This window comes from Geobacillus thermodenitrificans subsp. thermodenitrificans DSM 465 (genome assembly GCF_000496575.1).
Lineage (GTDB): Bacteria > Bacillota > Bacilli > Bacillales > Anoxybacillaceae > Geobacillus > Geobacillus thermodenitrificans.
The window spans coordinates 155,694-179,897 of record NZ_AYKT01000008.1 but is presented as its reverse complement, the minus strand read 5'-3'; the positions used below and the strand labels follow the sequence as shown (position 1 = coordinate 179,897).

Below are 24,204 nucleotides of genomic sequence, written 5' to 3'. Positions count from 1 at the left end.
TTATCGTTCCTTTTTCGCCCCGCTTCTATGCAAAAAAGGCGCGCCTTGCTGTTTCGCAAAACGCGCCCTGTTTTCCGTTGGTAAGCATTCAGGGTGTGTTCATTCGGTCATTTTTCACTTGGTAACTGACCTCCGCACACTCATTTCCGCTCGTAAATGAGAAACGCGTGCTCATACGGATTTTTTTCGTCTTTTACTCCTGGCGTATAGGAAACGACTTTCCACTCTTTTTCGGAAATAGGTGGATAAAACGTATCGCCAGGGAATGAGGCGAAAATGTTCGTCACGTATAGTCGATCGGCGATCGGCATTGTTGCTTTAAACAATTCAGCTCCACCGATAATAAACACTTCTTCACCACGCGCTGCGATCCATTGCTTGACTTCCTCAAGCGAATGGAGCACAAGGCAGCCTTCCGGGCGAAATTGGGGATTGCGTGTCACGACGACGTTGTCTCGGCCGGGGAGCGGCCGACCGATCGCTTCAAACGTTTTGCGCCCCATCACGATGGCATGCCCCATCGTTACCCGCTTGAAATACGCTAAATCGGCCGGCAAATGCCACGGCAACTGATTATCTTTGCCGATCACCCGGTTTTCATCCATCGCCACAATGTGCGAAATCATCGTCTTCTCTCCTTTACACCGCCACTGGCGCTTTAATCGTCGGATGAGGGTCATAACCGACGATTTCAAAATCGTCATATTCATAGTCAAAAATGGACGACGGCTTCCGTTTCAGCACAAGCTTCGGCAGCGGTCGCGGCTCGCGCGTCAGCTGCAGTTTAGCTTGCTCAATATGGTTTTTATACAAGTGAACATCCCCACCGGTGAAAATCAATTCACCAACATCCAGCCCGCACTGCTCGGCAATCATATGCGTCAAGAGCGCGTAGCTGGCGATGTTAAACGGCAGCCCTAAAAATGTATCGACGGAGCGCTGCTGCCACATGCATGACAACCGGCCGTTAGCGACGTAAAACTGAAACGCATAATGGCACGGCGGCAACTTCATCTTGTCTAACTCCGCCACATTCCAGGCGTTCACGAGCAGTCGACGCGAGTTCGGATTTCTCTTGATCTCCTCAACGACCGAAGCGATTTGGTCGACCGTTTTCCCGTCCGCCCCTTTCCATGACCGCCATTGTGCTCCATAGACAGGCCCTAGATCGCCGTTTTCGTCGGCCCATTCGTCCCAAATCGTCACGCCATTCTCCTGCAAATAGCGGACATTGGTGTCACCTTTTAAAAACCAGAGCAATTCATAAATAATCGAACGAATATGTAATTTTTTCGTCGTCACGAGCGGAAACCCGTCCTGCAAGTTAAAACGGAGCTGGCGACCGAACACCGACAACGTGCCGACACCGGTTCGATCCTCCTTTTCGACACCGTTTTCCAAAATGTCTTCTAATAACTGTAAATATTGCCGCAATGTCCTCACCTCACGCTTTATCATATCATAAAGCACCTCATAAAGCACCGCCCTCATCACAAAAAAAAGAGCCTTCTTATGAGGCTCGTTCCGCCAGTTGACGGATGAACGTGTACGTACGCGGAGCCGCCATCCTCAGCGTTTCCTGCGTTTTTTCGCTCACATAGTAATAGGCGAACGACTCAGCAAAATACTCTTCCGGATACGTTAAAAAATAGTATTCGCGAGGAAACAACTGCGGTGCTTCTTCCCTCCAAAGCGCTTGAAATTCGTCTGTTTCGTGAATGTGGTCGAATACGATGTAATCTAACGAATGGGCAAACTCATGAAGCTCTAAGTTGATCGAGCCGTGCCCCTTTCCTTTTTCGCTATGGCCAAGACGGACAAGCACTAAATGCGCCCCGCCTATGCCCGGCACCTCATCCCACGTTTTGGATCCCGGCACATAGCCGCGCGGTGTTTTCCCGCGCAAATGGCGAGCAATCGGTTCATCGGTAATGGGATTTGTCAACAATTGAATATAAATATGATGATTCGCCGCTTGTTCTAAAATGCGGCGGTCAATACGGGCAAGCGTTCGAATCGTCTCGTTTGCCTCATCGAACGAAAAGTCCGTTTCCGGGACGATGACGATGCGGCCAAGCACATCGTGCGACGGGATCGTCTGAACATCAAGGCCGCTTTCTTCGAGCAGCACGCCGTGCGCAGCCGGGTACGGCGAAAGCGACAGAAGCGGAACGGCAAGCAGTGCCGCTAATAAACTAGTGAGTAACCGTCTCATCATGGTCCCCCGCTTCTTTCAATCTCGTATTCTACTAAATCAATGATAACATACGAAGAAGCGGGGAAAAACGCGCAAAATAAGGAAAGAACGACAGATGGCTACGTTCGCCAGTTCGGTGGTGTATTTTTCGACCAATAAATTTTTCCTAATTCATAGTGAGCTTGAAATCCGTCATCACGCGTATGGTAATGAAACTGAAACCAATACCCATCCTGCGGCGGATGTTCACGTCGGACATGGAAGCGAATGACATCTTCCCCCGTATCGGCGCGATAAATATGGAAAATGCGTTCGCCTTGCCCACCGGACGGATTTTCCGATACGGCTAAATAATGAAGCTCTTCTTCCGGATAGCGCCCGGCGAGTTCGGCGATCACTTCCTCCATGCGCGGCAAAATGACGGCGCGAAACTCGTCCTCAATAACGGGAGCAATTTTGCGGCCAAACTTTTCTTGCGACTGAGCCATCGCTTTTTCCACCGTCTGTTCGACAAATTGAGCGCGGGTGAGCGAAGCCGCTTCCGCTGCAGAACCAACGGCGCCATGTTGCCAATCGGAAGATGGTACATCATCGGCCGTCGGTTCCTCAGCCGCAAGAAGCGAGGCAGGTGGTGTCACAAGGCCAAATGTGCAGACAGTAATCGCGGCAACAAGCGTTTTTCGAAGCCATGCCGGTAGCTTCATCGCGTCCCACCTCCGTTATCGTTGGTCAGCAGCCAACCGCTCGAACAAACCGCTCGTCCGCAGTTTCTCAACGGCACGGCGCAACGTATCTTCCGGCTGAACGAGAGCGATGCGCACATAACCTTCACCGCTCGGTCCAAACGCATGCCCAGGCGTCACAACGACTCCAGCACGGTCGATGAGTTCCTTTGTGAACGAGAGCGATGTAAACCCAACGGGAATCTTCGCCCATACGAACATGCCAGCCGGCGGACAGTCGACCGTCCAGCCGATGTCGGCCAACCCACTGACAAGCGCGTTGCGGCGCGATTGGTAAATGGCGCGGCTTTCGGCGCAAAAGTCCCCTCCATAGCGAAGCACTTCCGCGGCTGCTTTTTGAATTGGCCAAAAAATGCCGTAATCTAAATTCGATTTAAACGCGGCAAACTCGCGAATCACGTCAGCGTTGCCGCACAAATAGCCGATTCGACAACCAGCCATGTTATAGCTTTTTGACAGCGAGTTCATTTCCACCCCGACGTCTTTCGCCCCGGGAACGGAAAGGAAGCTCACTGGTTTGTTTCCATCATAATACAGCTCACCATAGGCAAAATCAGAGACGACAAGCACGTCGTACCGCTTCGCAAACTCGACGACTTCACGATAAAACGATTCAGTCGCGAGGGCGGGCACTGGATTGCCCGGAAAGTTAAGAAACATAATCGCCGCCCGTTTGGCGATCTCCTCTGGAATCGCACGCAAATCGGGCAAAAAGCCGTTTTCTTCCTTTAAGGGCATAAAGTATGGCTCCGCTTCGGCCATCGCTACGCCGGTGGCATACGCTGGATATCCAGGATCCGGCACTAAAATGACATCACCCGGATCAGCAAACACCATCGGCAAATGGACAAGACCATCTTGTGACCCGATGACATACGTCACTTCCGTCTCCGGATTCAACACGACACCGTGCGTCGTCCGGTAATAATCAGCGACCGCTTCATGAAATTCACGAATGCCTTTTAATGTATATCCGTAGGCGTTCGGCTCCTCGGCGTAGCGGGCAATCGCCTCACGCACAAACGGCGCCGGCGGCAAATCCGGGCTGCCGACGCTTAAGTCGATCCATTCGTCATGAAGATGGCGCCGCTTTTGGCAATATGCCGACAATTCAGCAAAAATAGACGAAGAAAACGCATTCATCCGTTTCGCTTTTTTCATTATTCTTCCTCTCCCTTGCCAAGACAAAAACCGCTTTTCCTTTTTGTTTTTCTTGGTATATACTATGGTTATATGAATAGTGTACCATATGTTCAAGGAGAAAACATAGACAGAAAGGCGGGGAAATGAACATGACTACTATCTTTTTTGCGGCCAGCCTCATTACGTTGCTGTATTTTATTTACAGCTGTATCGCTAACGCCTAACAACGACTAAAGGAAAAGGAGCTCCGCACCGGGAGCTCCTTTTTAATCGATTTTCGTTTTTTTGCGGGCGGAGTCAAGCGCGAACGCCCCTGTCTCTGTTTCCGTCGTCCCTTGTCCTCTGACATTCGGGGCGCTGACACCCGTTTTCGAACGGTCTTTTTTTCGTTTCGACACGCCGATCACCTCCGCCTTTATCGTTCCCACCGGCGTGCCATTGTATGTAAATTCATCTGAGCATCCCCTGCTCACCCAAGATAAAAAAGCAGTGATACCTAGCTGTTAGCCAATCGGACAACTCACGATGGCAAAGTCCGTATTCAATCAGCCACAATATTTTTCAAAGGCAGCTAAAACGTTTTCCATAACCTCTTCCATCGAATGAAACTCGATGTCTTCACGCGGAATGAAATGAACAACTTCCTTTCCTTTCAAGAGCGCCATCGACGGCGAAGATGGCTCATAGCCGACAAAGTACTCGCGCATTTTTGCCGTCGCCTCTCTATCTTGGCCAGCAAACACGGTCACCAAATGATCCGGCTTTTTCTCGCTTCGCAACACTGCCTGTGTCGCCGCCGGGCGCGCCAATCCAGCAGCGCAGCCGCACACCGAGTTGACAAAGACAAATATCGTTCCTTCTGCTTGTTCCATAAACTGCTCAACTTCCTCGCTCGTGCGCAGTTCGCGGAAACCGGCGCGGACGAGCTCATCACGCATCGGCTGCACGAGCTGGCGCATATATTCTTCGTACGCCATCGACATGGCTAGCATCCCTCCATATGATCATCGTTGTGCTATCAGCATACTATACTTCGAACAGAAAAATCAACGAAGACAACCGCCAACCATGGTGAAAACGGTGATCCTTCTTTTTTCGACGCCGACAGCGAAATAAAGCTTTTGCTCGTCTAAAGGCTCGACAAACCTATCGCAAATGTGGTGCAACTATGCATTTCTCCAATGGAGAAAGCTTGATTGTCGAACACATAAAAATGACCGATAGAAGGAAAATAGAGATTTTCTACATCCATCAGTTGCTTTCCGCCTTCTAGAGCCACTGCAGCCGCCGATCACCATCGGAATGGAATAAGCAATCGGATGGAAAGAGAAAACGAGAGAAGCATAGTACATGGAATACATTGAAAAACTGCGAAACATCGTCGGGACCTAGCCGGTCATTTTAGCCGGCGTTGGGTCGTTGGCCATTACTGTTCCGGCTGACACGCCAACACACCTATTGTCTTGGAAATCACTGAATCTCTCCGACAGCCAGCTCCACTGTGGCCACGTCATCATTTGCTTTCAGTGCCCCAAAGAATATAGGCGCGCCCATCCGCGCGCCTATTTTTCCTCTTCTGTCTTGTTTTCTTTTTTTCGGCTTTCAGTCATTTGTTTCCAAACCGAGCCTTTCGCCTCTTCGCCGCCTTCGATCCGTTCGATGGCCATTTTTACTTGCAAGCTGACCTCAAATTCCGGATCGTTTTCCGCCGCTTTTAACGCTGGGAGCGCCGATTCATCGCCGACTTCATACAAAAACATAGCCGCGCGCCAGCGGACGAGCTTGCTTTCATCTTTTAACACTTCCGTCATCGCTGGAATCGCTTCTGGGTCGCCGATGTCGGACAAACAGTCGCCGGCCGTGCGACGGACAGCAACCGCCGGGTCTTTCAACGCTTCATACAAATACGGCAGCACCTGTTTGCCGCCGATCATGCCTAGATACGCAGTCGCTAGGCGGCGAATGGCCATTTTCTCATCTTTCAGGGCTTTGGCTAACACGGGGATGTCGTCTTCGGTCGGCTCCGCCATTTGCTCAAGCGCGGCGTACCGTTTCCGCCAGTCTGGATCGTCGAGCATCTCGCTTGTCACTTTGATACCTGGCCGCTTCTGCGCCGTTTTTTCCTGCTCTCCGTGGCGGAACATGTTGACGATCCGCTCCAGTCGCTCTGGCGGATAGGCAGCCGACAGCTCATCGACCACTTCGCGTCCAATTTCGTCGAACGTGCCGTAGCGCACCCCTTTTTCCACCCATTTGCGCTCAAGGACAATGTTGTCGGCATACTTTTGCGCTTCGATGACCGCATCGATAAACGGCTGCGGCAGCCCGACGCGATGCTCGCGCTCACCATCGATCAGTTTCACTTGCATCGGCAAACCATACAACATTTGCACAAATACTTTCACTTCACCGAAATGTTCATTCACCTTCGGCTTTGCCTCGGCTCCGTCGTCTGCTTCTTCGCCGAACACTTCACGCACGTTCGCCAATATGTCGCGCCAATCGTACTTCGGATGGCGCTCAATGGCCAAAAAGTCGGCGACATGGTAAATGCCTTTTACTCCATTAATGCGCATCAACGTTTGAATGAGCGGCGGTGCTTCGCCGATGTTGTCGGGTTTGTAGTTATGGCGCATGCCGGAAGGCAGTTCTTCATCAAGTAATATTTTCATCGTGTTCGGACTTGGTGTCGGCTCAATCGCTTTAATGCGCAACCGTCATCCCTCCTTCACAAAAAGACTACAACAATTTTTCAATTTCCTTTTTCAACTCGCTCGGCTTCGTTTGCGGAGCGAAGCGGGCAACAACTCGACCATCGCGGTCAACCAAAAACTTAGTAAAATTCCATTTGATCGCCTTCGTGCCAAGTGCCCCTGGTGCTTGTTCTTTCAAGTATTGAAACAGTGGATGGGCGTTGTCGCCATTAACATCCACCTTTGCAAACATCGGAAACGTTACACCGTAATTCAACTGGCAAAATTGCTCGATTTCCTCTTCTGTTCCCGGTTCTTGGCCACCGAATTGATTGCACGGAAACCCCAGCACGACAAACCCGCGGTCACGATATTCGTCATACAACTCCTGCAATTCTTGATATTGCGGTGTCAAACCGCATCGGCTGGCCGTGTTGACAATAAGAAGAACGTCCCCGCGATAGGAAGACAGCGACTGCTCTTCCCCGCGAATCGTCTTAGCGCTGAACTCGTATACGCTCATTGTTCTCACCTCATCACCATCATAGTCGATTTCCCGTTTGGTTTCCACTTTTTTGAACCGTTATTGGCCGGATAACGGCTGCAGCTCCTCAAGCGAAGAAATCATATACGGCACCATCTCCGGCAAATCGGCAGCGTTTTCCTCATAAATCAGTCGGGAAAATTCAACCGTTGCTTCATTTTTGTATGGACCGCGTTCATGTGGAAACTGCCAGCTGAGCGTCTGTCGAATGATCCGTTCTTCCCCCCAAATCGTCCGCAATGTTCCTTCAATAAGGGCGCAAACGGACGAGCGGCGGATCGGCATCGTGAACACGACAGCGAGCCGGCACCCAGACCGGCCGTGATGGAGCCGTTCATTGACGAGCTCGGCAAAATCGATGGAAAGCTGCGCCGTACAAGTGACTGGCGAATCAGGCGCATCATGGAGCTGAAACGAAATGGTATACTCCCGTGAGAGACGAGCCAAATCAGCTAGATCGCGGCGGTCGATAACGACAATGCGTCCTTGTAAATCAGCGTCATATACCGCCCCTTCCAACACCGTTTTCAAGTTGTCAAATGCTGTTGGATCCATGCGTTTTCCTCCTTTTTTCCACCTTAAGTACTGAATTTCCTTGCATGGAAAAAATGAATTGAATAAATTCGGTAAAGTTTTTATAATGAAATTATTTAAAAAAGGAGAACGAAACGGAGGGGACATCGTTGCCAATCAACATCCCAAAAGATTTGCCTGCCAAGGAAATACTCGAACAAGAAAACATTTTCGTTATGGATGAAGAACGGGCGTATTCGCAAGACATTCGTCCACTCAATATTGTCATTTTAAACTTAATGCCAGAAAAAGAAAAAGCAGAAACGCAGCTGCTGCGTCTGCTCGGCAACTCCCCATTGCAAGTAAACGTCACCTTTTTGCGTCCGGCGACCCATGAACCGAAAACGACGAGTAAACATCATTTGGATCAATTTTACACAATTTTTCCTCACATCCGCCATCGGAAGTTCGACGGAATGATCATCACAGGAGCGCCGGTCGAGCAAATGCCGTTTGAAGAAGTGACGTACTGGGACGAGTTGACCGACATTATGGAATGGACAAAAACAAACGTCACATCGACGCTCCATATTTGCTGGGGGGCGCAAGCCGGCTTGTATTACCATTATGGCATTCCGAAATATCCACTGCCGAAAAAATGCTTCGGCGTGTTCAACCATACACTGGAAGTAAAAAATGTAAAGCTTTTGCGCGGCTTTGACGACGTGTTCCGCATGCCGCACTCCCGCCATACGGACGTCAAGCGAGAAGACATTGAAAAAGTGCCGGAGCTCATGATTTTATCAGTCGCCGACAAAGCTGGCGTTTGCCTTGTCGCCTCGAACGACGGCCGTCATATTTTCTTGACCGGTCATCCAGAATATGATGCAACAACGTTAAAAGACGAATATGAGCGCGATTTGGCCAAAGGGTTACCGATTCAACTTCCGGAGTCGTACTTCCCGAATGATGACCCGAGTCAACCGCCGCTCAATACGTGGCGCTCACACGCCAATTTGCTGTTTGTCAACTGGCTCAACTATTACGTCTATCAGGAAACGCCTTATATTTGGGAATAAAAAGAAGTCCCATCCAACAACAAAAACGCCTTTGCTTTCCTAGCAAGGCGTTTTTGTTATTTTGCATTTTTCGACAATTTTCCCATGCATTCATGCAATAAATTGCATACCATGTAATAGATTTTCCAAGGAGGTGAGCAGGATGAGCGCTTGGCATGGTAATAGCTTTGCATTGATCGTTGTCTTGTTTATTTTGCTTATCATTGTCGGCACTGCTTTCGGCCGGTACGCTTACTAAAAAATCATTTGTCTCCACCCCTCCCGTCCGCCATATTTGCCAGCATCCGGACGTATTTGCTCACGGGAACGCATGACAAACGCGCTTCCCGTTTTTCTTTTCTAGCCGCCGTCAATGTATAAAAACCGACGAGCAGCCTATGCTAATGATATGGTCATAGCGCCTAAAGGAGGTGTGGTCTGTGACAAAACGGCCAAACAAAGGAAGCCGGAATCAAAACGCGCCGACGCAAGACCCCATGGCCTTGCTTCACGGTCCGATATCCGGTGATAACAGCAAAGGACGGCGGCAAAATAAGGAACAAAACGACAAAACGGACACCGACGCATAGAAAAACCGTCATGAGCGAGTTTTCCCTCCTAGGAACAAACGGCACCGTCCATCGAGATAAAGTTCGACAAAAAAGCGGCCGAATCCGGCCGCTTTTTCAATAGCATAAGACGCTGGCAGACGAGTGAGAAAGATTCCTCCGCCAACTGTTTCTTCTCAAAATTCAATTCCTTTCATGGCCGCCTCCCCTTGTTCATAGTCATGCTTGACAAGCGTCATCTTAGTGACAATATCGGCGACAGCGATCAGCTCTGGGCGAGCGGAGCGCCCGGTAATGACCAGATGGAGTGACGGCGGGCGCGTGCGGATCAGTTCGAGTACATCTTCCACCGATATGATGTCATCGACCGGGAATCGATCGATGGCTAACGCGTTGTTCAATTCATCTAGCACGATCAGATCATACTGTCCGGAATGAACATACTGTTTCGCCAATGTCCATGCCCGTTGTAACGCTTGACGGTGAACATCGGCCGTTTTCGTCCATGTAAAGCCGGCGCCGAGCTGATGCACTTCGATGCCGAGGCGGCGAAGAGCAAGCTGCTCGCCATATGTGCGCTCTGGTGATTTAATAAACTGCAAAACGGCGACCTTCATACCGCGACCCACGGCGCGCAACACAAGCCCAAAGGCAGCCGTCGTTTTCCCTTTGCCATCGCCCGTGTAGACGATTACCCGTCCATTACGATTCCGTATAGACAACCGACTCCCCTCCTTGATGTTCCGGAAACCATTGCAGCGTCTTGCGCAGCCGGACGACATGGTCAGCAAGATGTGAAATGCCGGCCTTTTTTGCTTCTGCTGGCAATGCCGCAAGCGACGTTGCTGCTCGGTCGTCCTCCCACTCAATGATGGCTGTCGGTGTATCGTGTGGTTTTCCATCTACAACCAGCCGATTGCAAATGTCTGGCAAGTTCGCTGCTCCCATGTACATGACGATTGTGTCTCCCTTTGTTTCATCGCCCGGCACCGACGAAATACACTTTACCGCCAGTCAACGTTCCTTCTCCCCCTTCGCTTCTGCAGTGGAAATGCCCGCTGAAGAAAATGTCGCCATTTCGCTCACCATTGCCGCCGCCGATGCCAAAAGTGGAAACGCCACCGCCGCGCCGCTTCCTTCACCAAGGCGCATGCGCAAATCGATCAGCGGTTCTTTCCCTAATAAGCCCAGGGCAATGCGGTGCCCCGGCTCTTCCGAACGATGGCCAGCGATCATATAATCCGTGACGTTCGGGGCAAACTGACGGGCAACAAGGGCGGCCACTGTGCAAATAAAGCCGTCAAGCAAAATCGGAGTGCGCCGCTCAGCAGCCGCAAGCATGGCACCGGCCATCGCAGCAATCTCAAGTCCGCCGATTTTCGCCAGCCACTCGATCGGCTTCGCCGGGTCGGGCCGGTGGAGCGCCAGCGCCTGACGGATGACTTCCTGTTTATGAACCAGCCTTTCAGCAGCGATGCCGGTTCCTTTGCCGACAATGTGTTTGAGCGGTTCATCGGTCAACGTGGCTAATAAGGCACTGGCTGCCGTCGTATTGCCGATTCCCATCTCACCAGCAATGAACGTACGGGCACCCTGTCCGATGATGCGTGCCGCCCGCTCATAGCCAACGTGAAGCGCTTGTTCGGCTTCTTCAGGCGTCATCGCTTCCGTTTTGGCAAAATTGCCGGTTCCGTAACGAACCTTTTTCACAATGACCCGTTCGTCCTCAATCGGCACGGCCACCCCGACGTCGACGATCTCAAGAAGCGCATCGATTCGACGGCTAAAGACGTTGATCGCCGCCCCGCCATTGGCAAAGTTATACACCATCTGCGCCGTCACTTCGGCTGGATAGGCAGACACCCCTTCTTCCGCGATGCCATGATCAGCCGCAAACACTAAAACACCGGGCGGCGTGACGCGCGGGTGCAGCTCCCCCGTCATACCAGCAAGCTCAACCGCCACTTCTTCCAATCGTCCCAGGCTGCCGGGCGGCTTCGTCAATTGATCAAGATAAGCGCGCGCTTCCTCGACCATTTCGTGGCAAAACGGTGGAATCGAACTGTTCATCACAGATGCACCATATCCCTCATCCGGCAGGAATAGGTGCTTTCCCCCTTTCCATCTATGATCTCCCTCTATTTTCCACAGCTAGGAACAGTCTATTTACTTGCATCGGAGCTCGAGTCACTAACTTGTTCTTTCACCAACTACCGGTGAAAAATGGCCAATGGGGAAATTTGTCCGCTCATCGTTGCTGAAATTGACGCATCATCTGCTCGATGCGTTCAACGGCCACATGTTGCCGAACATGGGCGGCAAGCCGGTCAAACGCCGCCTCTTTGAGCGAATGAAACGGCCTGACGGCGGAACTGGCGAGTCCTTTTTCGCGGCGAATGACGTTGAAAAAGGCGGTGCGAAACGCGTCGTTATGGAACAAATCGTGCATATATGTGCCGAGCACACGTCCATCCTCCCGCTTCGCGCCTTCGCCGCGGCCGCCGATCTCAATGAGCGGCACATAACCGGGAAGCGGCGTCGAGCGACCCATATGAATTTCATACCCTCGCACGCTAAACCGTTCCCCGGCCCACGTGAGCATTCCTTCAGAGCGGACGGTTGTTTTCGTCCGCTCAAGCGTCGTCGCAACCGGCAACAGCCCGAGCCCTTTCACTTCCGGAAATGGCGTTTCGACCCCGTGCGGATCGCGGATGACATCGCCAAGCATTTGATAGCCGCCACATAAGCCGACAACCGTTGTTTTTCCTTCATTGACAAGTGACACGATGCGGGAAGCAAGGCCCCGTTTTTTCATATACATCAAATCTTCAATCGTATTTTTACTTCCTGGCAACACGATCACATCCGGTTCGCTGAGCTCCCCGGCGTGCGTGACTAACCGGACGCGGCAGTCCGGTTCAGTCAACAGCGGATCGATATCGGTGAAGTTGGCGATTTTCGGACAACGGATGACGGCAATGTCAATTGCTCCCTTGTCATCGGACGACGCGGCAAACCGTTCCAGTGCCAATGAATCTTCGGCATCGATCGCCAAATCGGGCAAATGCGGGACGACGCCAAGCACTGGCACGCCCGTATATTGTTCAAACCAGTCAAGCCCTGGTTTAAGCAACGCCGCATCACCACGAAACTTGTTAATGATAACGCCGACTACCCGTTTGCGGTCTTCAGGTTCTAAAAGCGCCAACGTCCCGACGAGGCTCGCGAACACCCCGCCCCGTTCGATATCACCGATTAAAACGACCGGGGCGTTGGCGAGGCGGGCGATGCGCATATTGACGAGCTCACGGTCGTTTAAGTTCACTTCGGCTGGGCTTCCCGCCCCTTCGATGACCAACCGATCGTATTCGTTCATTAATGTTTCGAGCGACTGTCGAATGACAGCCAGCCCTCGATGAAAAAACTCATTCCGGTAGGCGAACGCCTGCATATTGGCATACGGTTTGCCTAACACGACAATTTGCGACTCATACTCGCGACTTGGCTTAATTAAAATCGGGTTCATCTCGGCGCGAGCCGCTACCCCAGCCGCTTCCGCTTGAATGCCTTGCGCCCGCCCGATCTCTTTTCCGTCCGGTGTCACATACGAGTTTAACGACATATTTTGTGACTTAAACGGCGCCGTTTTCCAGCCATCTTGGGCAAAAATACGGCAAAACGCCGTCGCAATGACGCTTTTGCCAGCGTCGGAATGAGTGCCTTGAAACATGATGGGCAACGCGTTAGCCATGAGTCATCACCTTCTCACATTCTGAAAGCCATCGCTCCACCATCGTCGGAGCAGAAGCAAAATGGAAATGGACATAGCCAGCGACGAGCCGATGCGCTAAATAGCCGTCCGGCTTCGCTCCGGATCGACCGCTCGTTTCATAGGCAAACGGCACCTCACCGCTCGGTTCATATACCGAGTAGTGAAACTCATGCCCTCGCGCCCGCTCCCCTTCCGGCAATAGAAAGTTTCCTCTCCTTCCGTGCACTTCGCGATATCCAAGCGCAGCCAGCCTCCGCTGCATGACGACCCGCCCCGGTATAACGCCCGCCATTTCGTATTCCGCCCCGTCGGCCGTCATCAGCCGCTCGGTCAAAAACATAAACCCTCCGCATTCCGCCAATGTCGGCAATCCGCGTTCAATGGCGGCGCGAATCGACTGCTTGGCCACGGTCTGGCGCGCCAGTTCAGCGGCAAATTCTTCCGGAAAGCCGCCGCCGATATACAAGCCATCCACCCCGTCGGGAAGCGGTTCGCCGGCGAGCGGAGAAAAATAAACAAGCTCTGCGCCGCAAGCGGAAAGCATTTCGAGATTTTCCGGATAGTAAAAATGAAAAGCGGCGTCTTTGGCCACCGCCACGCGCGCGCGATACAGCCGCGAAGGGCGAATGAGCGGGGCGGACGGTTCCAGCACAGGCGCCTCAGCGATCGACAACAGCGTCTCCCAATCGATCGTGGCCGCAATTTTTCGTCCCAACTCGGCAAAAAACGAATCCAGTTCCCCGCGCTCCACAGACGGTACAAGCCCTAAATGACGTTCCGGCAGCGACAGCGCGCTGTCTTTCGGCAAAAAACCGACGACCGGCAGTCCGCACATTTGCTCGACCGCTGCTTTGATGAGCTGGAAATGCCCCTCGCCGCCGACGCGGTTGGCAAATACACCGGCGATATGAACGTCCGGATGGAATGTTTGAAAACCGCGGACGATCGCAGCGGCGCTGCGGGCCATGCCGGAACAATCAACGACAAGGAGAACCGGGCTTTTCGTAATGGCGGCAATGTCAGCCGTCGATCCGTCATCAGACAGCGGCTGCTTCCCGTCAAACAGCCCCATCACCCCTTCGATGATGGCAATATCCGCCCCCTCGCAGCCGTTCGCCAGCACCGTCCGCACCATTTCCGTTCCGGTCATCCAGCTGTCCAAATTGCGCGCCGGTCGGCCGGTGACCGCCGTATGATAAGTCGGGTCAATGTAATCTGGCCCACATTTAAACCCTTGCACGATGTAACCTTTTTGTTTGAGCGCCGCCATCAAACCAAGCGTCACCGTCGTTTTGCCGGCGCCGCTTCCGGTTGCAGCAATGACCAATCGTCGCATGTCCCTTTCCCCTTTCTTCGCATCCTCACCTTCGATGGATGATTGATGAGCGCTACAGAAATCGTCACATCGCTGGATTTCTTTTTCACGACAAGCCGTCCTTGCCTCACTCGTTCATCCCCACCATCATGCCAGCCGTATTGAAGGCGTCCGCTTCCGGCTTTCGGTAGCGCTCAATCCGTTCTCACTCACAAGCCGGTGGAAAAAGTGGCATCCGCCCCAACGAAGAACTCTCAGCGCCGCAGTAAGGCGAACAACCCCGACGCCGGCGTTGTAATGAGCAGAAAAAAGAGAACCAGTGCTCTAGATCATCTTTCAACGGGCGGACAATATGGGGCAAACTAAGCAAAAAAACATCCGGCTTCGTTCAAAGAAAAAAGCACCTCTATAGCAGAGGTGCAGAAAAATGCATACGAAGCCACAAATAAGCCAAAAGAAGCCTCATTCGACCATCATTCTCCCGCACGTCCGCCTATATTCCCGTAGGCATCCGTCCGATCCAAACAAGGCAGGTCTCCTGACTTAGGATCATCGCTTTGCGGCGCCTTCCCGAACAACCCTTCAGTGGCTTGTTGCCGCAAAACTCCCCATCACAGTGGCGGGTACCGTGACGGCTTTGCACCGTACTTCCCTTTTCACCCAAGCCCTAAGCAGGCCGGGCACCTTGTTTCTCTTTCAATATATACGCTTTTATGAAACAAGCATCCTTTTCCATCGTAGTACAGCGATGGCTTTATCGTCAATCGTGTTTTTCCGACAAGTTCATTTGCGCGATCACGATGCCGTCCGCATCCGCATACACATACGCACCTGGCTCCCAACGGACGCCGCCGAATTCCAACGCCGTATCGCGCACTCCTTTTCCTTCTTTTTTGCTTTTTACCGGACAGGTACCAATGGCCATCACGCCAATCGGCATCGTGCTGATTTCAGCGGAATCGCGAATGCAACCGTGGATAATGACGCCAGCGAGCCCCCTCTCGCAGGCAATTTGCGCTAGTCGGTCGCCAAGCAACGCAACACGGCGCGACCCTTTTCCGTCAACAACAAGCACTGTGCCCGGCGGTACCGTCTCGAGCGCTTCGCGGACAAGAACATTATCTTCAAACACGTCAACAGTGGCAATTGGCCCGGAAAACATCTGTTTTCCGCCGTACGATTGAAAGGCAAGATCGCACACTTGCAGCTCGTCAAGAAATTGGTCGCATAAATCAGCAGTTTTCACCATCATTCCTCTCCCTTCGTTTTTTTTACATTCGCCTCCATTCGTCAAAATCCTGCCGTCGTGATGATTTTTTAGCAGCCATCCTTTCTTTGATTTCAAATCACCAAGACATAACGGCGCAAAACTGCTTTTCATACGAAAAAACGGCCTCATGCCGAAATGGCAGAGACCGTTTTTGCCAGCCAAAAGCCGATCCGCCCTAGCCGGCTCATTTAGCTGGGCTAGCTGGATTCGAACCAGCGCATCACGGAGTCAAAGTCCGTTGCCTTACCACTTGGCTATAGCCCAACGTGTTTGTCGTCATTCACAGTATGCAGCATAGTGGCTTCCTTTATACGTAAAAACGAATATCGTTTTGCATCAAGTGGAAAAATACGGATAAGCATTCACGTTCCGCACGTTTTACCATCTCTTCATCTTGTCTTCACAACCGTTTCATTCCAATAAGGTATGCTGGAAACAGAAAGGGGGGATGACGTTGCATCGAATATGGCTTTATGTCTCATTCTTGGTATGGTTGCCGCTAGGCTTAGCCTCCTCTGCTGCTCCACAACAGCCGTCTGTCACCCGCGAGCCGATCATCATCGCCCATCGCGGTGCTTCCGGACATGCACCGGAGCATACACTTGCCTCCTACCGGCTTGCCGCCCGCATGCACGCTGATTATATTGAGGTTGACGTGCGCATGACGAAAGACGGAAAACTCATCGCCATGCATGATGCAACACTCGCCCGAACGACGAATGCCGAAACCGTCTACCCTCGCCGTTCTCCGTGGCAGGTTGGCGATTTTTCACTCGCCGAGCTGAAGCGTCTTGATGCCGGCTCCTGGTTTGGTAAGCGCTTTGCCGGCGAACCGATCCCGACACTTGAGGACATCATACACACGCTGAAATCAGAACGAATCGATGCCCCTTTGTACATTGAACTAAAGCAGCCCGGCATCGAAAAATCGGTCGTACAGCTATTGCAAAAACATTATTATTTACAGCGCGGACGCATCATATTTCAATCGTTTCACCCCGAGAGTTTGCAGACGCTAAGGCCGCTCATCCCAAATGGCATTCCGCTCATTCAGCTCATTGGAGAACGCGAGACGGCTCGTATAAGCCCGAACGAGCTGCTAGAGCAGGTCGCCGTCTATGCCGATGGCGTTGGCTTGCCGCTTTCACTCGCCAATCAAGAGTGGGTGGATGCCGCTCATAGCCGCGGGCTCATCGTGCATGTCTACACGGTGAACAACCCACACGATTTGGCACGTCTATGCTCCATCGGCGTTGACGGCTTGTTCACCGACTACCCGGACCGCCCCGCCCGCATTGCTGCTTGCCACCAGCCGCCCCGTGGTTAACAGATAGTTGGGCGGCTCCTCTTTTGTTAACATAATATAATTACGGTTTATTTGATTAAAAGCATTTCTCCTTTCATTTATCATCAAAAAAGCAGATCGATGTAGCCGATTGCTGATGACACAAACGGCCTATTTACGATCACAATAGACCACCGCCATCCGCAAGGTAATGTTTGCGGATGGTTGTACAAGCCGTTCAGCTTTGCCACATCAAACACCCTCGGCTGGTTAGCGAGCGGATTCAAAAATGAAAAAAAGCAGGCCGTTCACGGCCCGCCTTTTTGCGAAACGCTTTTTCACAAGCAGCATGCTTTATCTGCCTTCCGTCACCGTTTCGGAAACTGAAATGACAGCTTCTTATCGTTTTCATCCCACACTAGGACAGCGTCAAACGTTTTTCCACCTTTTTTGAATCCTTTGATGACATTCGTTTTGCCCTTCGCAAGCAGCTTTTTCATATTCGCCGCCGAAATCGACTTGCCGAGAATACGTTTTGAGACCGTAAACGAGCAGCTCGTTTTCACATATTGGTCACAGCCGTATAACGTTCCTTTGTCAACGACGGTTCCGCCGCAAAGCGGACAGCGCCCGAGCGGTTCACCAACCGTTTTTTTCGTTTTCGTCCGCTGGATCGAAGCGGTGTCAAGCCCGCTGAAATTCCAGCTTGGCGCAGCGGCGATGGCATCAGCAACCACTTTTTGCGCCAGCTTTTTCGCCTGTTCCATAAACGCGGCGGAGGAGGCCGCTCCTTCACCAATTTCGCTTAAACGCTGTTCCCATTTTGCCGTCATTTCCGGTGAAGCGAGAATCGTGCCACCGAGCGCCTCGATCAATACTTTGGCCTTGTCCGTCGCATACACAAGGTTGTTTTTCACCTCGATATACTTCCGCTCTTTCAGCATCGTAATGATCGCCGCCCTTGTCGCCTCTGTGCCGAGCCCTTCCGTTTTGGCGAGCACTTTTTCAAGCGCTTCATCATCTAAAAACTTCCCGGCTGTTTTCATGAGCGTAATGAGTTGCCCTTCCGTATACCGTTTCGGAGGTTCCGTTTTTCCTTCTTTTACTTGGATGTCCGCCACTTCGCCGGCTTCACCTTGGCAGAGTAGCGGAAGCACCGTTTCCTTTTCCTCCTCATGTGGGCGAATGACAGCGCGCCATCCTTCCTCAATGACTTGTCTTCCTTTTGTGATGAAACGAGCACGTCCATCAACAAGCGTCGCCACCGTTGTATAATCGATAACCGCCGCCTGGTGATGGGCGGCGATGAGTCGGCGGACGATCAAATCATACACTTTCCGCTCATCGGCCGACAGCTTTTCTGGGTCAACGACTTGTTCGGTCGGAATGATGGCATAATGGTCAGTCACTTTCTTTTCATTTACATAACGTTTGTTATGTAAAATCGAAGGCTGCGGCAGCGGAAAATACGAAGCGTACGCTGAAAACGCCGACAGCTTTTGTAAAATAGCCGGGAACGTTTCCGCCTCTCCCCTGGTCACATGCATCGAATCAGAGCGTGGATACGAGACGATTCCTTTTTGATAGAGCGACTGCAACACATCGAGCGTTTTTTTGGGGGAAAAGCGATAGAGTTTGTTCGCTGTCGCCTGCAGTGTCGACAGGTTGAACAACAGCGGCGGTTGGAACGTTTTCCGATCCGTACGGACGTCGGCGACTACCGCCTGCTTCCCCCGACAGAAAGCGGCGATGTTTTTTGCCATCGCTTCGTCCTTGAGACGCGTTTGCCCGTTTTCATCTATCCATTTTCCTTCATACTGCTTATCGCCGATGACAAACGAAGCGACCACTTCCCAAAACGGCTCAGGGCGAAACTGTTCAATTTCCCGCTCACGCCGGACAATTAAGGCCAATGTCGGCGTTTGCACGCGCCCAACGGAGAACACATCGTTCATCCCCCGCTCCTTAAGCAACAGGCTGTAGGCTCGTGAAGCGTTCATGCCGACGAGCCAATCCGCGCAGGCGCGGGCGTACGCTTCCTCATACAATGGACGCGTCGTCCGCTCGTCGAGCAAGCGGCGAAACCCTTCTTCAATCGCTTTCGGGGTCAATGACGACAGCCAAAGCCGCTTCATCGGTTTATTGACGCCGCTCAGGCGGATGATGTTGCGCACAATGAGCTCCCCTTCACGCCCGGCGTCGCCGGCATGAATGATTTCCTTCACTTCCGGCTTCCGCAGCAGTTCTTTCACGACTTTGAACTGCTTTGCTTTCGCTTTTTCCACTTCGTATTCAAATCGTTCTGGAATGATGGGCAGCGCCTTCAACGTCCACCGCTTCCATTCCGAGCGATACCGCTCAGGCGGCGCAAGCTGGCAAAGATGGCCGATCGCCCATGTCATGTACGCTCCGTCCGGAAACAAGTCGTTTGGCAAAATTTCGATATAACCTTGCCGTTTTTTCGTGCGAAAAATGGAGGCGAGTGTTGCCCCTTGATCTGGTTTTTCTGCAATAATGACTTTCATCGACTTCTCTCCTTACGGTACATCATGCCCCATCGAACTTTGCAAAATGGCGAACCATTGCTCACGGGACAGCGAGAAAGATAATGCTCGCACCGCCCGCTCGATTCGTTCTTGTTTCCCTGAGCCGACAATCGGCATCATCCGCGCCGGATGGGCGAAAAGCCACGCGTACAGCACTTCATCGATCGTCTCGGCGCCGAGCTCACCCCGCACTTGTTCTAAGGTGGCGCGCAACCGCACCGCTCGGTCATCATCAGCGGAAAAGATCGCTCCACCGGCGAGCGGCGACCAGACCATTGGCGGCATTCGCTTCTCCAAGCAAAGATCAACCGTGCCGTCTTCAAGATTTTCCAACCGGTACGCCGATACTTCAATTTGATTGGTAACGAGCGGAAATGGTAAATACGACTCAAGCATTGAAAGCTGTGAACGCTTAAAGTTCGAGACGCCGAAATAACGCACTTTTCCGTCTGCCTTTAACTGGCAAAACGCCTCAGCCACCTCTTCCGGATTCATGAACGGATCCGGGCGATGGATGAGCAAGACATCGATATAATCGGTACGAAAATTCCGCAGCGATTGCTCGACCGAGGCGATAATATGATCTTTGCTTGTATCGTACAATTTCATCCCATACTTCGATGGCAGCTTAATGCCACATTTCGTCACGATCTCAATCTGACTGCGCAAACTTGGTTTTAATGTCAGCGCATCGCCAAAACGTGATTCGCACGTGTAGTTGCCATAAATATCGGCATGGTCAAATGTGGTGATGCCACGCTCAAGGCAAAACTCAATTAATGAAAGCAGCTGCCTGGCCGAATAGCCCCAGTCGGCGAGCCGCCAGCAGCCGTAAATGACGCGGGAAAAAGACAAGTTGTCCGCTAACTGAACTCGTTCCATCATCCTCTTCCTTTCTTCTTTTTTGGCTAAAACGTTCCTGTTTGCACATACTACAGACGAGAGGAAAAAAACGGAAAGGACGTGATCATATGAAGCGCCGGCTCGTCTCGCTGTTGGCGATGCTTCTTTTGGCCATTCCATGGCCAACGTCGGCCGCTGACACGGCATACGAATGGAATTTAGCCGACATTTATCCGTCCGAAGCGGAATGGATGCGCGACTATCAAGCGGTTAACAACGCTTTGCCGAAACTGGCAGCCTTTGAAGGAAAACTTAACGATGCCAAAACGATCGCCAAGCTGTTCTCCTTGAATGAACAAACGGCCCGCAAGCTTGAAAAACTGTCGCTTTATGCCCATTTAAAACGCGACCTCAACATTAAAGACAAAACAGCCGCCCAGCTTGAGGCAAAAGTGAAAGCGCTCGCCACTCAATATGCGGAAAAGACCGCATTTATCGAGCCGGAGCTGCTCGCCCTTCCGGAGCAGACGCTTAAAAAGCTCCAAAACAGCAAGCCGCTCAAGGCCTATCGCTATTACTTCACCGAACTGCGCGAACAAAAGCCGCATACGCTCACAAAACGTGAGGAACGACTGCTCGCCAAACTGGCGCCGGCTCTTGGCGAAGCGGAAAACATTTACGACCACGCTTCTCGCGGCGATTACGAGCCGCCGTCTGTCCGCATGCCGGACGGAAAAACAGTGACACTGACGGATCATAACTATGCCACCCTCCTTCAGCATCCGGACCGCCGTTACCGGAAAGCCGCGTTTGAAGCAAAAGCCAAAAGCTACGAGGCGCTCGAACAGACGGCTGCGGCGACGCTATACGCATCCGTTAAAGCGGATGAGCTGTATGCCGAAATTCGCCGCTATCCATCCGGCCTAGACGCTGCACTCGCTGCTGACGATGTGCCAAAGAAAGTGTTTGACAACTTGATCACTGCCGTCCATCGCCACTTGCCAACGCTTCATCGTTATATTGAGTTGCGAAAACAGGCGCTCGGCCTCGACCGTGTCCATAGCTACGACTTATATGTGCCGCTCGCTGGTAAAACAGAGGAATCCATCCCTGTGGAGACGGCAAAAACCCTCTTATTGGAAGGGCTCCGACCACTTGGTGACGACTATATCGAGCATGTACACCGAGCGTTTACGGAACGATGGCTTGATGTTTACCCGCGCCCAAAAAAATATACCGGCGGCTACAATACGGGAGCGTATGACACCCATCCGTTCATCTTGCTTAATTACAACGGATCGCTTGACAGCGTGTTGACGATGGCACATGAGCTCGGGCACGCCATGCATTCCGTGTACACGAACCGCACACAGCCGTACCATTATTCCGGCCATTCGATTTTCACCGCAGAAGTGGCATCCACTGCCAATGAATGGCTGATGCTTGATTATTTGTACAAACAAGCGAAAACAAAAGAGGAAAAGTTCCGCCTGCTCATCGAACAGATCGAGCAAATTCGCGGCACGTTGTACACGCAAGTGATGTATTCTGAATTTGAACGGGTGATCCATGATAAAGTGCGTCAAGGCGGCAGTTTGACGGCAGATGAACTCAACCATCTTTGGCTGGAGTTGCTGAAAACGTATTACGGTCCGGCATACGCCGCCGATCCGGGAGCCGCACGCGGCTGGCTGCGCATCCCCCATTTTTATGACGCGTTTTATGTATACAAATATGCGACCTCCCTCGCCGCCTCATATGCCATCGTCAGTGACATCAAAGCCGACAAAAGCGGCGAGGCGTTGAAGCGGTACAAACAGTTTTTGCGATCCGGCACGTCAGACGATCCGCTTCGCCTGCTCAAGCGAGCTGGTGTCGATATGACAAGCTCCGAACCAGTCGAGCGTGTCTTGCGTCATTTCGCTAAGCTCGTTGACGAACTGGACAAGCAGCTACAAGCTCAAAAAACACAGCCGTGATGTGGAAAAGTGCCCCGCTTCAACGCGGGACACTTTTTTCCTTGACAACCCTTTCATCTTAGCTATTTTCAGCTCGGGGCTTGTTCTAGTGACAGCCAAACGCTTTGTTGTCGGCACGTTCCACTCCTGGCACTATGTAAGCATACACCTTGTTCTATTTTGACAGCTTTGAAACTGGTGTGGTTGCTTACTCGTTTGCAGATGAGTGCCCAATCTTTTCTTTTACTTTACGAATGTTTTCCATCTTATTGTCCCAGCACGCTTGGCTCAAATCGACGGGATATTGCTCCGGGTTGAGCGTTCGTTTGTATTCCTCCCAAAATAAACGTAAACTCTCCTTCGCATATGCCTGAATGTCCGGAAGCGGCGGCGATGTGTAAACGAGTTTGCCGTTGTCAAAAATCGTTTCATGCAAGTCGCGCGCTTCAAAATTCGTGACGAATTTGCTGATGAATGTGTACACCGGATGGAACATTTTCAGCCGCTCTTCTTGCTGCGGGTTTTCGCTTTCTAAGGCAATGTAATCGCCCTCTGCTTTATGATTGATTTTATTGACGATGCGATACACCCGCTTTAGCCCCGGCGTCGTCACTTTTTCTGGATTGCCGCTGATTTTGATCGTATCGACCATCTCACCGGCTTCGTTTTCAATCGCTACGATTTTATATACCGCACCTAACGCCGGCTGGTCGTATGCCGTGATCAGCTTCGTGCCGATCCCCCACACGTCGATTTTCGCCCCTTGCGATTTCAAGTTTAAAATCGTATCTTCATCCAAATCGTTCGAAGCAAAAATTTTCGCGTTCGGGAACCCAGCCTCATCAAGCATTTTCCGCGCTTCTTTTGATAAATAAGCCAAATCGCCGCTGTCAATGCGAATGCCGATGAAATTGATCTTATCACCAAGCTCTTTAGCGACGCGAATGGCGTTCGGCACCCCGGATTTTAACGTATCGTACGTATCAACAAGAAATACGCAGTCTTTATGGCGGCGTGCATATTTGTAAAATGCTACGTATTCGTCTTGATACGCTTGAATCATGGAATGAGCGTGCGTCCCGGCGACTGGAATGCCAAACAGCTTCCCGGCCCGCACGTTCGATGTCGCTTCAATCCCGCCGATATACGCCGCGCGCGCACCCCAAAGAGCAGCGTCCATCTCCTGCGCCCGGCGGCTGCCAAACTCCAATGCTGGTTCGTCCCCGAGAATATGCTTAATGCGCGACGCTTTCGTAGCGATGAGCGTCTGGAAATTGATGATGTTTAAAATGGCTGTTTCAATGAGCTGCGCCTCCGCAAGCGGTGCTTCAATGCGCATAATTGGCTCGTTGGCAAAGACGATTTCTCCTTCCTTCATCGAACGAACCGTACCAGTAAAGCGAAGCGTCCGCAAATAGTCCAAAAAATCGTCGCGGTAACCAAGCTCATTGCGCAAATAATTGATATCACTGTCGGAAAAACGGAATCCTTGCAAAAACTGTATCACGCGCTCAAGCCCGGCAAAGACGGCATAGCCGTTGCCAAACGGCAACTTGCGAAAAAACACCTCAAACACGGCCCGGCGCTCGTGTATCCCGTCTTCCCAATATGTTTCAACCATATTAATTTGATATAAGTCCGTATGGAGCATCAAACTGTCGTCTGCATATGTTCCACCCATTTTTGCAACCTCCAACAACCAAATGAACACGCCACCGGATGAAAAAGAATGTCCACGGTCTATTCTACCATGTT

At 51.8% G+C, this 24,204-nt stretch carries 26 protein-coding genes, 1 tRNA gene and 1 riboswitch; of the genes, 5 read left to right on the top strand and 22 right to left on the bottom strand.

Annotated features, from left to right (window positions below; genetic code table 11):
- Positions 1-140: 140 nt before the first annotated feature.
- From DSM465_RS0110170 to DSM465_RS0110120, 11 genes are all read right to left on the bottom strand, one after another.
- Positions 141-626: a dihydrofolate reductase gene (locus tag DSM465_RS0110170; RefSeq protein ID WP_008880180.1), complete on the bottom strand. Its 486-nt coding sequence runs from the start codon at positions 624-626 to the stop codon at positions 141-143.
- Between the two features lie 13 nt (positions 627-639).
- Complete coding sequence (gene thyA / locus DSM465_RS0110165) at positions 640-1,434, bottom strand: thymidylate synthase (protein ID WP_011887460.1); 795 nt, start codon at positions 1,432-1,434, stop codon at positions 640-642.
- Positions 1,435-1,510: 76 nt separating this feature from the next.
- Complete coding sequence (locus DSM465_RS0110160; RefSeq protein ID WP_008880178.1) at positions 1,511-2,215, bottom strand: anthrax toxin lethal factor-related metalloendopeptidase; 705 nt, start codon at positions 2,213-2,215, stop codon at positions 1,511-1,513.
- Between the two features lie 101 nt (positions 2,216-2,316).
- Entirely contained in the window at positions 2,317-2,901 is a 585-nt protein-coding gene (locus DSM465_RS0110155) for a YpjP family protein (protein ID WP_008880177.1), read from the bottom strand.
- 15 nt (positions 2,902-2,916) lie between these two features.
- A complete protein-coding gene (locus tag DSM465_RS0110150) occupies positions 2,917-4,101 on the bottom strand; it encodes an LL-diaminopimelate aminotransferase (RefSeq protein WP_008880176.1) in 1,185 nt (394 codons plus the stop codon).
- 248 nt (positions 4,102-4,349) lie between these two features.
- Positions 4,350-4,481 carry a YuzL family protein gene (locus DSM465_RS18955; protein ID WP_008880175.1) on the bottom strand — a complete coding sequence of 44 codons (132 nt, stop codon included), beginning with the start codon at positions 4,479-4,481 and terminating at the stop codon, positions 4,350-4,352.
- Between the two features lie 147 nt (positions 4,482-4,628).
- Positions 4,629-5,066, bottom strand: coding sequence for a BrxA/BrxB family bacilliredoxin (locus DSM465_RS0110140; protein WP_011887464.1), 438 nt, complete (start codon positions 5,064-5,066; stop codon positions 4,629-4,631).
- Positions 5,067-5,471: 405 nt separating this feature from the next.
- Entirely contained in the window at positions 5,472-5,600 is a 129-nt protein-coding gene (locus DSM465_RS20100) for a hypothetical protein (RefSeq protein ID WP_255350171.1), read from the bottom strand.
- Between the two features lie 45 nt (positions 5,601-5,645).
- Positions 5,646-6,797: a conserved virulence factor C family protein gene (locus DSM465_RS0110130; protein ID WP_029761292.1), complete on the bottom strand. Its 1,152-nt coding sequence runs from the start codon at positions 6,795-6,797 to the stop codon at positions 5,646-5,648.
- A gap of 25 nt (positions 6,798-6,822) precedes the next feature.
- Positions 6,823-7,299 carry a glutathione peroxidase gene (locus tag DSM465_RS0110125; protein WP_029761291.1) on the bottom strand — a complete coding sequence of 159 codons (477 nt, stop codon included), beginning with the start codon at positions 7,297-7,299 and terminating at the stop codon, positions 6,823-6,825.
- A gap of 60 nt (positions 7,300-7,359) precedes the next feature.
- Entirely contained in the window at positions 7,360-7,875 is a 516-nt protein-coding gene (locus DSM465_RS0110120; RefSeq protein WP_029761290.1) for a hypothetical protein, read from the bottom strand.
- Positions 7,876-8,003: 128 nt separating this feature from the next.
- Here DSM465_RS0110120 and metA point away from each other — a divergent pair, with 128 nt between their 5' ends.
- The 3 genes from metA (at position 8,004) to DSM465_RS19600 (ending at position 9,481) form a co-directional block, all read left to right on the top strand.
- Complete coding sequence (gene metA / locus DSM465_RS0110115; RefSeq protein WP_029761289.1) at positions 8,004-8,912, top strand: homoserine O-acetyltransferase MetA; 909 nt, start codon at positions 8,004-8,006, stop codon at positions 8,910-8,912.
- 142 nt (positions 8,913-9,054) lie between these two features.
- Positions 9,055-9,150, top strand: a complete 96-nt coding sequence (locus DSM465_RS18950; protein WP_008880168.1) for a YjcZ family sporulation protein — start codon at positions 9,055-9,057, stop codon at positions 9,148-9,150.
- A 181-nt stretch (positions 9,151-9,331) separates the two neighbouring features.
- The gene (locus DSM465_RS19600) at positions 9,332-9,481 is read left to right on the top strand and encodes a hypothetical protein (protein ID WP_169817286.1); all 150 of its coding nucleotides are present in this window, start codon (positions 9,332-9,334) and stop codon (positions 9,479-9,481) included.
- Between the two features lie 155 nt (positions 9,482-9,636).
- On the opposite strand, the gene cobO is transcribed toward DSM465_RS19600, so the two are convergent.
- The 8 genes from cobO to DSM465_RS0110070 all read right to left on the bottom strand — a co-directional run bounded on the left by cobO (position 9,637) and on the right by DSM465_RS0110070 (position 16,081).
- Entirely contained in the window at positions 9,637-10,176 is a 540-nt protein-coding gene (cobO, locus tag DSM465_RS0110100; RefSeq protein ID WP_029761288.1) for a cob(I)yrinic acid a,c-diamide adenosyltransferase, read from the bottom strand.
- A complete protein-coding gene (locus tag DSM465_RS0110095; protein WP_029761287.1) occupies positions 10,163-10,414 on the bottom strand; it encodes a hypothetical protein in 252 nt (83 codons plus the stop codon). The genes cobO and DSM465_RS0110095 overlap by 14 nt, the downstream gene beginning before the upstream one ends.
- A gap of 60 nt (positions 10,415-10,474) precedes the next feature.
- Positions 10,475-11,530, bottom strand: a complete 1,056-nt coding sequence (gene cobT, locus DSM465_RS0110090) for a nicotinate-nucleotide--dimethylbenzimidazole phosphoribosyltransferase (RefSeq protein ID WP_029761286.1) — start codon at positions 11,528-11,530, stop codon at positions 10,475-10,477.
- Positions 11,531-11,708: 178 nt separating this feature from the next.
- Complete coding sequence (locus DSM465_RS0110085; RefSeq protein WP_029761285.1) at positions 11,709-13,211, bottom strand: cobyric acid synthase; 1,503 nt, start codon at positions 13,209-13,211, stop codon at positions 11,709-11,711.
- On the bottom strand, positions 13,204-14,568 hold the full coding sequence (locus tag DSM465_RS0110080) for a cobyrinate a,c-diamide synthase (RefSeq protein ID WP_029761284.1): 1,365 nt from the start codon (positions 14,566-14,568) through the stop codon (positions 13,204-13,206). The genes DSM465_RS0110085 and DSM465_RS0110080 overlap by 8 nt, the downstream gene beginning before the upstream one ends.
- On the bottom strand, positions 14,514-14,678 hold the full coding sequence (locus DSM465_RS19435) for a hypothetical protein (protein WP_155120999.1): 165 nt from the start codon (positions 14,676-14,678) through the stop codon (positions 14,514-14,516). Before DSM465_RS19435 ends, DSM465_RS0110080 begins: the two co-directional genes overlap by 55 nt.
- Positions 14,679-15,058: 380 nt before the next feature.
- Positions 15,059-15,250, bottom strand: a riboswitch (cobalamin riboswitch).
- A gap of 57 nt (positions 15,251-15,307) precedes the next feature.
- The gene (gene rraA, locus DSM465_RS0110075; RefSeq protein ID WP_029761283.1) at positions 15,308-15,793 is read right to left on the bottom strand and encodes a ribonuclease E activity regulator RraA; all 486 of its coding nucleotides are present in this window, start codon (positions 15,791-15,793) and stop codon (positions 15,308-15,310) included.
- Between the two features lie 216 nt (positions 15,794-16,009).
- Positions 16,010-16,081, bottom strand: a tRNA-Gln gene (locus tag DSM465_RS0110070).
- Between the two features lie 184 nt (positions 16,082-16,265).
- On the opposite strand from DSM465_RS0110070, the gene DSM465_RS0110065 reads away from it, so the two are divergent.
- Complete coding sequence (locus DSM465_RS0110065; protein WP_029761282.1) at positions 16,266-17,144, top strand: glycerophosphodiester phosphodiesterase family protein; 879 nt, start codon at positions 16,266-16,268, stop codon at positions 17,142-17,144.
- Between the two features lie 326 nt (positions 17,145-17,470).
- Here DSM465_RS0110065 and DSM465_RS0110055 read toward each other — a convergent pair whose 3' ends face one another.
- Both DSM465_RS0110055 and DSM465_RS0110050 read right to left on the bottom strand, forming a co-directional pair.
- Positions 17,471-19,627: a DNA topoisomerase III gene (locus DSM465_RS0110055; protein ID WP_008880142.1), complete on the bottom strand. Its 2,157-nt coding sequence runs from the start codon at positions 19,625-19,627 to the stop codon at positions 17,471-17,473.
- 12 nt (positions 19,628-19,639) lie between these two features.
- Positions 19,640-20,530: an aldo/keto reductase gene (locus tag DSM465_RS0110050; RefSeq protein ID WP_029761281.1), complete on the bottom strand. Its 891-nt coding sequence runs from the start codon at positions 20,528-20,530 to the stop codon at positions 19,640-19,642.
- An 89-nt stretch (positions 20,531-20,619) separates the two neighbouring features.
- Here DSM465_RS0110050 and pepF point away from each other — a divergent pair, with 89 nt between their 5' ends.
- The gene (gene pepF / locus DSM465_RS0110045) at positions 20,620-22,470 is read left to right on the top strand and encodes an oligoendopeptidase F (protein WP_029761279.1); all 1,851 of its coding nucleotides are present in this window, start codon (positions 20,620-20,622) and stop codon (positions 22,468-22,470) included.
- Positions 22,471-22,657: 187 nt separating this feature from the next.
- Here pepF and DSM465_RS0110040 read toward each other — a convergent pair whose 3' ends face one another.
- On the bottom strand, positions 22,658-24,130 hold the full coding sequence (locus DSM465_RS0110040) for a nicotinate phosphoribosyltransferase (RefSeq protein WP_008880139.1): 1,473 nt from the start codon (positions 24,128-24,130) through the stop codon (positions 22,658-22,660).
- Between the last annotated feature and the right edge of the window lie 74 nt (positions 24,131-24,204).